Annotated in this window: 6 protein-coding genes; all 6 read right to left on the bottom strand. The window is 55.1% G+C overall.

Going from position 1 to position 9,500, the window contains the following annotated elements:
- Position 1: 1 nt before the first annotated feature.
- Positions 2–1,210: a D-amino acid dehydrogenase gene (locus tag JK199_RS12550; RefSeq protein WP_077930883.1), complete on the bottom strand. Its 1,209-nt coding sequence runs from the start codon at positions 1,208–1,210 to the stop codon at positions 2–4.
- 167 nt (positions 1,211–1,377) lie between these two features.
- Complete coding sequence (locus JK199_RS12545) at positions 1,378–2,559, bottom strand: serine hydrolase domain-containing protein (protein WP_212376512.1); 1,182 nt, start codon at positions 2,557–2,559, stop codon at positions 1,378–1,380.
- Entirely contained in the window at positions 2,556–4,130 is a 1,575-nt protein-coding gene (locus JK199_RS12540; RefSeq protein WP_212376510.1) for a serine hydrolase, read from the bottom strand. The genes JK199_RS12545 and JK199_RS12540 overlap by 4 nt, the downstream gene beginning before the upstream one ends.
- A gap of 75 nt (positions 4,131–4,205) precedes the next feature.
- Entirely contained in the window at positions 4,206–5,381 is a 1,176-nt protein-coding gene (locus JK199_RS12535) for an acyltransferase family protein (protein WP_212376509.1), read from the bottom strand.
- A gap of 22 nt (positions 5,382–5,403) precedes the next feature.
- On the bottom strand, positions 5,404–8,196 hold the full coding sequence (locus JK199_RS12530; RefSeq protein ID WP_179194641.1) for a TonB-dependent receptor domain-containing protein: 2,793 nt from the start codon (positions 8,194–8,196) through the stop codon (positions 5,404–5,406).
- Between the two features lie 186 nt (positions 8,197–8,382).
- A complete protein-coding gene (locus JK199_RS12525; protein ID WP_212376507.1) occupies positions 8,383–9,276 on the bottom strand; it encodes a LysR family transcriptional regulator in 894 nt (297 codons plus the stop codon).
- Between the last annotated feature and the right edge of the window lie 224 nt (positions 9,277–9,500).

The following is a 9,500-nucleotide window of genomic DNA, read 5'->3' as shown; positions in this document are numbered from 1 at the left end:
GTTAAGGCTGCATTTCTTCAACAAGATCGCGAATAGTCACGGCCGCCCCGCAGGACAGCGTGAACCCCAGAGCGCCGTGACCAACATTCAGCAACAGGTTACGCCATTGCGTCCGTTCCACCAACGGCACGCCTGTCGGTGTTGCGGGGCGCATCCCGGCCCATGTCACGGCGGACGCGTAAGGCCCGGCGGCGGGGAGCGTTTCTTCCGCCAGATGCCGCAAGGATGCAATGCGCTGCGGGTCAGGCGACGCATTGAGCGCCCCGATATCGACCATAGCGGCAATACGGAGACGCTCCCCCAGCCGGGCATAGACCACACGGTTATCATAATCCGTCACGCTCACATCAGGCAGCAAAACGGGGTCAGCCGCCACCGTCAGGCTGTATCCTTTCAGCCCGTAGAGCGGCAGAGTAAGCCCCAGAGGCTGCACCAGCGTGCGCGAGGCCAGACCTGCCGCCAGCACAACAAGATCTGTCGGTAAAAGAGCCCCGTCAACCCGCACATGGCACACTCCCGCCTGCCCGGCCTCCAGTGTAGCAACACCGTTGATCAGACGGAATTCTTTGCTATTTTGAAGAGATTTGAGAAGAGACTGGCAGAACAGATAGCAGTCCGCAACTTCATCATCCGGGGAGAAAATCCCGCCTGCCAGTGTGGGGGAAAGACCTGCAAAGGCGGGTTCCACCCGTGCGCAGTCGGCCGGGGTGAGCACCTGCTCCTGTTGCGGGTTTTTGACATTTTTTGCTGCTTTGGAAAATTTCTGTGCGTTCCTGTAGACAACCAGTTTCCCCGGTTTGCGCCACAGGAAATCCGCCAGACCATCCTGCCGCCACTGATGCAGCGCCTGCTGTGATTGCAGGGCGAGTTTTAAAAGCCGGGCGGCGTTGGCGCTGTTGGTTCTGGCATTACATGCCAGCAGAAAATCCGTCAGCCAGCGCCACTGCTTCCAGTCCAGCCGGAGCCGGAGTGAAATTGGGGAGTCTGGCCGTACCATCCATGAAAGGGCTTCAAGCGGCACGCCAGCATCCGCCAGTGGCCGCACATAGCGGTAGCTCAGTTGCCCGCCATTGCCAAAACTGGCCTGCTCTCCAACATGCTCTTCCTGCTCGACCAGTGTCACGCTATGTCCGGCACGGATAAGCGCATAAGCGGTTGTCAGGCCAATAACGCCCCCGCCGACTACCGTAATTGTCCGTTTTGCAGGCATAAAATCCGCTGACCCCTTGTGTAGAATGACGAGCCCGCTGAAACATGCTCACGCCGGAGTGCGGGGATCTTCTCAGAAGAAAAACCTAAAAAGAGATAGCCCGGCATGCCATTTAAAAAATGCCCGCCCCCCATAACCTGAAGTTAACACCACAGAGGCTTCAGAGATTACGGCACAGCCAGAGGCAGCCCCAGAGCCTCTCCGGCCGCAGTCGCCACATCATGCCGCAAATGCACAACACTGTGTCCGCCATTGGGATGCACACGATTGGTCAGAATAAAAACATAGCAGTCATTCTCGGGGTCAATCCACAAAGATGTGCCCGTAAACCCGGTATGCCCGAAGGACTGGTGTGAAAGCCTCTCGCCGCGTGGCGTGGCATACGGGGAGGCAATATCCCACCCAAAGCCACGCAGGCTCGTCTCGCCCGCAGGCTGTTGCGGTGTTGTCATCCGCAGCAGCAGGGCTCGGCTGAGAGGAAATGCGCTGGGCCGCCCGGCACGCTGATCCAGCAAGGCCTGCGCATAGCGCATCACATCCTCTGCGGTGGAAAAGAGGCCTGCATTCCCCGCAACCCCGTTCATCCTGCGGGCAGTCGGGTCATGCACCACACCGCGCAGCATGGTGCCGTGTTCATCATACTGGGTTGGAGCAATGCGCGGCTGCATGGCGGCAGGCGGCAGAAAACCGGATTGCGTCATGCCAAGCGGTTTGAGAATGGCCGCCTGTGCATACACATCCAGCGTCTGACCTGTCAGCGTTTCAACTAGCAGACCAAGAGCAATAAAATTAAGATCACTATAAATAAAGCTGCTGCCAGGTGTTTTGACGGGAACAGCCTGCATAATGCGGTCTGTCGCGGCGGATTTGCCCCACCAGTCCGGTGCGCGGGGCAGGTCAGGTTGCAGGCCGGAAAAATGCGTCAGCAACAGGCGCACCGTAATCTGGCCTTTACCCCCTGCGGCAAACTGCGGAAGGTAGCGGGCTACTGGCGCATCCACGTCCACCAGCCCTTTTTCCACAAGCTGCATAACGGCCAGTGCGGTGATCATCGGTTTGGTGAGAGACGCCATGTCAAACACCGTGTCCCACGTCATGGCCTCCTGCACCGGCACAAGACTGCGCGCGCCGAAGACACCCCGATGCAGCAACCGCCCATGCTGCCCGACACCCCATACGGCGCCGGGGCACTCGCCCCGCCTGATGGCCTGCTCTATCAGCGTATCCGCCTTTGCAAACCTGTTCAGTTCACCCGGCGTCTGGCACCCGGAAAGACCAGCCTGCGCCAGCAGAAGAGAAGATCCCTGCAAAAAATGTCTGCGGGAGAGAGGAAACTGCCGCCCGGTCATGGCGCAGCCACTTTAAGCGGATGCAGATCCTGTGCATCAAAACTGAAATCAGACCCGACAACCTGCATATGAAACCCCGTAACCTTACCGGACATATCGCGCTCAAACTGCACATAGCTGTCATCCCCGGCATCCTCAGCCCGGTTCTGCCACTTTGCCACAAACAGATCATGCGGGAGAGCCGACAATGTGCCGGAAAGGCCGTCTGCCTTACCAAATTCCATAACAAGAGCGTTATTTTTCAGAAACAGGCGGATATCGCCGCGCCACGCATCATGATAAAGTCCGACATACTCTTTCAGCTCAGAGGCTGGCAGCGTTATAAAGGGCCGCGCGTGGGAACCCGGTCCGGTTGTAGAGGCCTCCTGCGCGGCCTTTGCCTGCGCTTTTCTGGCCTCATTCTGCCAGTAGGCAACCCAGTCATCACTTTTGCCCGTCGCAATCAGCGAACTCATGGTCAGAGCAATGGAATAGGTCGCGTGGTTATCATCATGGTTGGTGAGAACCACCAACCCTGTATTTTTTTCCGGCAGCATGGAAACATAGCTGACCATGCCGCTGACGGTGCCTGTATGCCAGACCCGTTTGAGGCCGTAAAAATCTTCCATAAACCACCCATAGCCGTAGGCCCGGAAATGGCTTTTTGTCCTGTCAGCACTGTCTGGCAATGGGAGGAGCGCGTGGGGTGCCCAGAGCGCATCACGCTGGGCCAGACTGATCACCTTCCGGCCATCCACGGTCTGGCCGCCATTCAGAAGGGTCTGAACCCAGCGGTTCATCCCGTTCACGCTACACCACACACCGCCTGCGGGTGCCATGGCCGAGGGGTCTGCGTGGTCAGGCAGCACACCATCACTCCCCTGCCCCGCCGCAACATCCACCTGCCCCTTGACTGGGAATGTGCTCTGACATGCCGGGAGTGCTGCGGTATCAATCAGGCGCGTCTGAACATAATGCTCCCATGTCTGGCCGGATACTTTTTCCACCAGCGCCCCGGCTACAACATAAAGCAGATTATTGTAGGCATAGTCGGCCCGGAAACGCCCCGTGAAGGGCATGTAGGGCAATGCTGCCAGAATATCTTTCCGCGTGAACGTGCTGTGTGAAAACAGCATCAGATCTCCGGCACCAAGCCCCATGCCGCTATGATGCGTCAGCAGATCACTCACACGAAAATCCCGCGTAATCCACGGGTCTGAAACCCTGAATTCGGGCATGATATCATTAACGCGATCTGTCCATTTCAGCTTGCCTTCATCAACCAGCGTTGCAAGCGCGGTTGCTGTAAACTCCTTGCTGTTGGAGCCAATCGCGAAAAGGGTGCTGGTATCGACCTGACCACTTTTTTCATTATCAGCCTTGCGCCCATACCCTTTGGCGAACACAATTTTTCCATCATGAATCACACCGACGGCAACACCCGGCACATCAAAAGCCTGCCGTGCTTTGTTCACCACATCATCAATCTGCTTTTCAGTCAGGCCATCTGGCAGAGAGACTGTTGCCGCCTGAACAGACGTGCCTGCCGCCACCAGACACAGTGCCGCCAGCGCACCGCACTGTGCGAACATGCTGAAACGCCGCTTTAATCGTGTCTGATTTGAACGCATAGAGGAAAAGACCTGTGTTTGAAACATGAGAAAACTCTAAAGCTTTAGAAATATTTTTTTATGGTACAGCCCATAAAGTGGCACAAAAACGAGCATAAGGAAAAAGATGGAAAACAGAAAAGATGTGAGTGGCGTGGAGGGAGGCCCGGCCCTGAGGACAAAAGAGAGCCACGCCTGAAAAGACGCCCCCTCTTTTACCGGAGAGGGCAGAGCAAGCAGCGTTTTTGCGACAAAACCCGAAAAGAGAAATGCAAAGACGGCGTTTGTCCCGAATATCCTGAAAAACGTCGCAACAGAGCACATAACAGAACTGTTTTTCTGCACCATCCGGAGATCAAACAGAAAGTCACACACGCTCAGGCAGCAGAGCGCCGCTCCTGTTGTGAAGAGCGTGAAGGAGCTTGTCCATAAGGACTTGTTCAGCGGGAAAACCAGCCCCCACAGCAGACCAAGCACAACAGCAAGAAGACCCGCGGCCATAAGAAGCGCGGGCCGCCGCGCCGGTAAAATATCTGGCCGCCGGAAGAGCTGGCCTGTCAGAACGCCAGATAATGTCGTCCCGAGTGCCGGAAGGGTGCTTAAAAGCCCTTCCGGGTCCCACGTCTTTTCATACAGCACACCAGTATGCAGCCATGCCCGGCACCACGCGGAAAACTGCCTGTCCAGCCATGCCGCCATATTTTTATCGGCATCCAGAAAAGGAAAATCCTTTCCTGGCCAGCCTGCATCCGGCACGGGCAGCGCATACAGCATCCCCCAGTAAGCCAGCAGGAGGATCGCGATAACGAAGACTAAAACCACTGGCTTGCGGACAGACACATAAAGGCTGGCGGCCGCCACGTAACACAGAGCAATCCGCGTCAGGACCCCAAAAAAGCGCAGATGCCCGAAATGAAAGAACGGATACAGGCTGAGCAGAAGTTTAAAGCCGATTAATGCCAGACCGCGCCACGCGATATGCGCCATCAACTGGCTCCGCTGCACTCCCTCGCTCAGGCGTCTGTCAAACGCAAAGGGAATGACGCACCCCATGAGGAACAGGAAAAACGGAAAAACAAGGTCAGCAAGGGTGCAGCCATTCCATGCGGCATGCTCCAGCGGGGGCCAGACCTTGCTCCAGTCCCCCGGATTGTTGACCAGAATCATGACAGCAACGGTTGCACCGCGCAGGATATCAAAAGAGAGGATGCGGGAAGAAGGCGGAGGCTGCACGGCCCCCACCCCAAGCTCTGACCTAGAAATGAACCTGCGCCTTCAGATAAACATACCGCCCGGCATAGTCATACATTCCGGGTGACGTATTATAATCACCGTTTGCGTAAAAATTCGGGTCCCGGCCCCCAAGGTTTTTCACACCTGCCGTCACGCTGTAGATATCTCCGTGATAGGTCAGCATCAGATCATGATACCAGGCCTGATTGGTTTTCCACCACTCGGAGACAGTCGGGCCATAAGAAGAACTGGGATAATACGTGAACCCATCAATAAACCGGAGCATGTATGTCAGGCTCCAGCGACCATGGGTGAAGGTGGCAGACCCGTTGGCAACCCACTTTGGCACGCCCGCATCCGTGCTGAGATAGGAAATAAGAGGCTGGCCATCCTGACTTTGCGCTTTGTAGGACATGATGTCCTGAATATCCGCACCGAATGTCAGCGTATTGTTGTAGTCAATCGGCACCTGATAGGACGCGTTGATATCCAGACCATCTTCAATAAAAGCACCGGTATTTTCATGCAGACGCGCAACCGGGTAAAGCTGGCCATTCACATCGCGCCCATTGAGAATGGAGCAGTAGCTGCTGGACAGGCCGGTGCTTTCATAACAGCCGTTGAGCTCGGTCGAGAGAGACGGATAGCCGATTGTTTCCGTAATATGGGTATGGAAATAATCCACCGTTGCCGTAAAGCCCGGAATGAACCGCGGTGTGATGATGGAACCAATGGTATAGGTTCTAGAAATTTCCGGCTTCAGATTCACATTGCCGCCGGTTTCATATTTCAGAGACCCATTGGTCTGCTTGAATGTGTTCGGGTTGATGCCCTGAGCCCGGCAGTTATCCGCAATGGTGCTCTGCACGGCTCCGGGGTAGGTGGAGATATAAGCACACGGATCACGCGTGCCCGTCAGGCTGATAATTTTGGCTTTATAGAGATCCTGAATGGTCGGTGCCCGGAAACCTGTCGCGATGTTCGCCCGGAATTTAATATCGTCAGTCGGCGCATAAATCAGACCTGCGTGCCAGTTATAAGCCTGCCCAAATGTATTATAATTTGAAAATCGCCCGGAAACTTCAGCATTCAGCGCTTTAACTGCCGGAAGATTCCGCAGCAGAGGAATACTCAGCTCCCCAAAAACTTCTGTCACGTTATAGCCGCCACCCGTATCCCCGCGCACCTGATTGGAGTTCAGGCCAGCCTGATCCTGCCATGAAGAATGCCAGTAACCATTCAGACTGCGATGTTCGACCCCAAGCGCGATCCCCAACGGACCATACGGCAGGCGGGCAAGATGCTTGTTGGCAACAGTAAACTGGACGTCCCGCATTTCCTGAGCGGACGGATACACATCATCAAAGCTGATATAGTTGGCAGCCGCGCGGGACATGGTACCGGAAAAAGGGTTATACGGTGAGCAGCCAGCGGTATTTGCGCAAAGATTAGGGTCATAATACCCTTCTGTTGAGCCAGCGCCGCCCGTCTGATGGAAGCCCAGCGCGTTTTCCATATTGCGCCAGTTAACGCGGCCCGTGCCTTTATCGGACGTTGTGGTTTTGCCGTAAGAGAAGAAGAAATCATACGTCCAGCCACCTGTATGCGGCAACGTGCCGCGCGCGCCGCCTGTCAGCTGGTAGTAATCAATATTTTCATAGTCATATTCACGGCCAATCCCGAACATACGCTGGTTCAGCGCGACATCTGACCCAAACGGATTTCCCGGCTCACCGGCGGGCACAACCATTGCGCCGGAATTGCCTGTCAGCGTCGTGGCGGGTGTGGCGATATACATCGGGGTGCCCGCGCTGACTGTATGCGTGTGGCTGTAATTCGCCGTCATATAAAGCTGAAGATTACTGTTGACGTCAAAATGCCCTGTAGAGGCCAGAGAGCCGACCTGCTGTTCCGCTATAATCTGGTTATCTTTGGAGTAATCATAGTTATCACTCCATTTATACGGCCTGTATCCACCATGCCCGTCAGAAATGACTGACTGCGCCACGCCATCACTGGACGGTGTTAAAGGTGCACCCCCGTTGAGGGCCGCATAAACAGGCAGAGCGCCATACTGGGAACCATAATACTGGTCCTGCCCCGGCGGGTTATTGACCTTTGCTTCCTGCATCGCCCATTTGCGCTGATCAGCCGCCATGGGCGCCTGATAGTTATAGGACCCGGCAATAGTGAAATTGCCGCGGTCATGCATGAAATTGAACCCATGCGCTGCGGTCAGCGCCGTCGTCTGATCATCCCCGTATTCACTGATCCCGCCGTTTGCGGTCAGCGTTGTACCGGTAAAATTCTTCTTCAGAATAATATTGACCACACCTGCAATGGCGTCAGATCCGTAAGTTGTAGAAGAGCCATCTTTCAGGATTTCAATACGGTCAATCATGGCGGGGACAATGCTGTTCACATCCGGGCAATCAACCGCGCCATTCCCGTTGACCATACGATGGCCATCAACCAGCACCAGTGTGCGGGCCGTGCCAAGGCTCCGGATATTCAGGCAGGAACCGCCTGCGTTGGAATAGGTGTTCCCTGAAAACCCCATGGACGGGATGTGCGCAAAAACATCCCCCGTTGTCATAGAGGAAGACTGCTGAATCTGCTCACTTGTAATGACGGTAACCGGCTGAACTTCCGCCGTTTCAACAGCACCCAGATGCGTGCCGACCACGGTGATCGCTTCATCCTTGCCGTTTGTTTTGACCGTCGCGTCCGATTTTTTCGACGATTTATTGGTTATGGCTTTCCCTGTGGTTGTCCCGGGCAGAGAAATGATCTGGGCGTGCGCCTCAGTCGTCAATCCATAACAAAAGGCAGAAATGCCTAAAAGAAGAAGTCGCTTTTTATAGGTCCCTGATCCAGACATCGTCCACCTGCCTTCCCCGCCACCACCACGTAAATACGATATCGGAATGATCAGAAGAAAACGGAACGCTGTCCATGTCAAAAATGTCACGAACCATTAGCCAGCGGTTAAGGGGGGGGGTTACAGAGCAGGCAGACCAGCAAGGTCGTCTGCGATCTCTTTTTTAAGAAGTTCCAGAATATCGCGTGAAATATGAGAAAGCGCATAATCCGCCCGGAAGAGAACCGTACAGGCTATCCCCAGTGGCGGCTTGAGTGGGAGCGGTGTGGGCAAACCGGGATGATGCAGAGCCGTCAGCCCATCCACAATGGCGCAGCCTCCCCCCAGCCGGACCAGCTCCGCCGCCATATAATGCGTGCGCACCCGCACAACGGGTACAGCCGCCAGACTGGCTTCTTCCCACACCATATCCAGAAGGCGCGCTGTCGGGTCATTTTCGCTCAGGCCGATATAGCGGGCCGGATCAATATCTTCCAGAGCGACCGGCCCCTTCGTCACGTCCTGATCAATCAGCACCAGCGGAACATCGGCAATATGGCTGGCGGTAAGCCCCTGCTTTTCATAGGTGCCGAAGACAATACCCAGATCAAGGTCATGATTGAGGATACGCGAGACAATTTCCGGCCCGTGCAGCGTATCAATTGTCAGTTCGTTCCCCGGATGGGCCGCGTGATAGCGCTGAATGACTCGGGGCACCACGCTCAGCCCCAGACTGGGCACACAGCCAATACTGATAGCGTGACCATCCCGCGCATAACGCAGATTTTCCGTAAGTCTTTTAAGGTCAGAAATCTTTTCAAAAATTGTATTAACGTGGGGCAGCATAATCCGTGCTTCCCGCGTGGGCACCAGCCTGCCGCCTGTCCGCTCGAACAGGGCAAACCCTAAAGACTGCTCAGCATAGCGCAGCACCTTGCTGGCGGCGGGCTGAGAGACATGCAGCACCTCCGCAGCACGACGCAGAGAGCCCGTGGACATGATCGCGTAGAAAACTTCGATCTGACGTAAACGCATAATAAGCGTTTTATCCTTTCTGGTCTGGTTTCCTAATGTTAACATACCCCAACAAATTAGAAAGACCCATTTTGGGCCTTCACCCTCCCATCAGAAAAGCAAAATTTTTCCCTTTTTAAGTTTCTATAAAGACAGAAGACTTCAACTTGGAGGGATCGAAGAACTGTTGGTTGATGGGGCTGGCTCGTGATTTCAGGCTTTTGGCGATTTGATTGACGGTTCTT

It is taken from the genome of Acetobacter persici, assembly GCF_018256955.1.
Classification (GTDB): domain Bacteria; phylum Pseudomonadota; class Alphaproteobacteria; order Acetobacterales; family Acetobacteraceae; genus Acetobacter; species Acetobacter persici.
Note: the sequence above shows the minus strand (reverse complement) of the source record. Positions and strands in the feature narration are given on the sequence as shown.

Coding starts and splice junctions, on each gene's coding strand:
- JK199_RS12525 (WP_212376507.1), bottom strand. CDS start 9,276: ATGCGTTTACGTCAGATCGAAGTTTTCTACGCGATCATGTCCACGGGC.
- JK199_RS12550 (WP_077930883.1), bottom strand. CDS start 1,210: ATGCCTGCAAAACGGACAATTACGGTAGTCGGCGGGGGCGTTATTGGC.
- JK199_RS12545 (WP_212376512.1), bottom strand. CDS start 2,559: ATGACCGGGCGGCAGTTTCCTCTCTCCCGCAGACATTTTTTGCAGGGA.
- JK199_RS12540 (WP_212376510.1), bottom strand. CDS start 4,130: ATGTTCGCACAGTGCGGTGCGCTGGCGGCACTGTGTCTGGTGGCGGCA.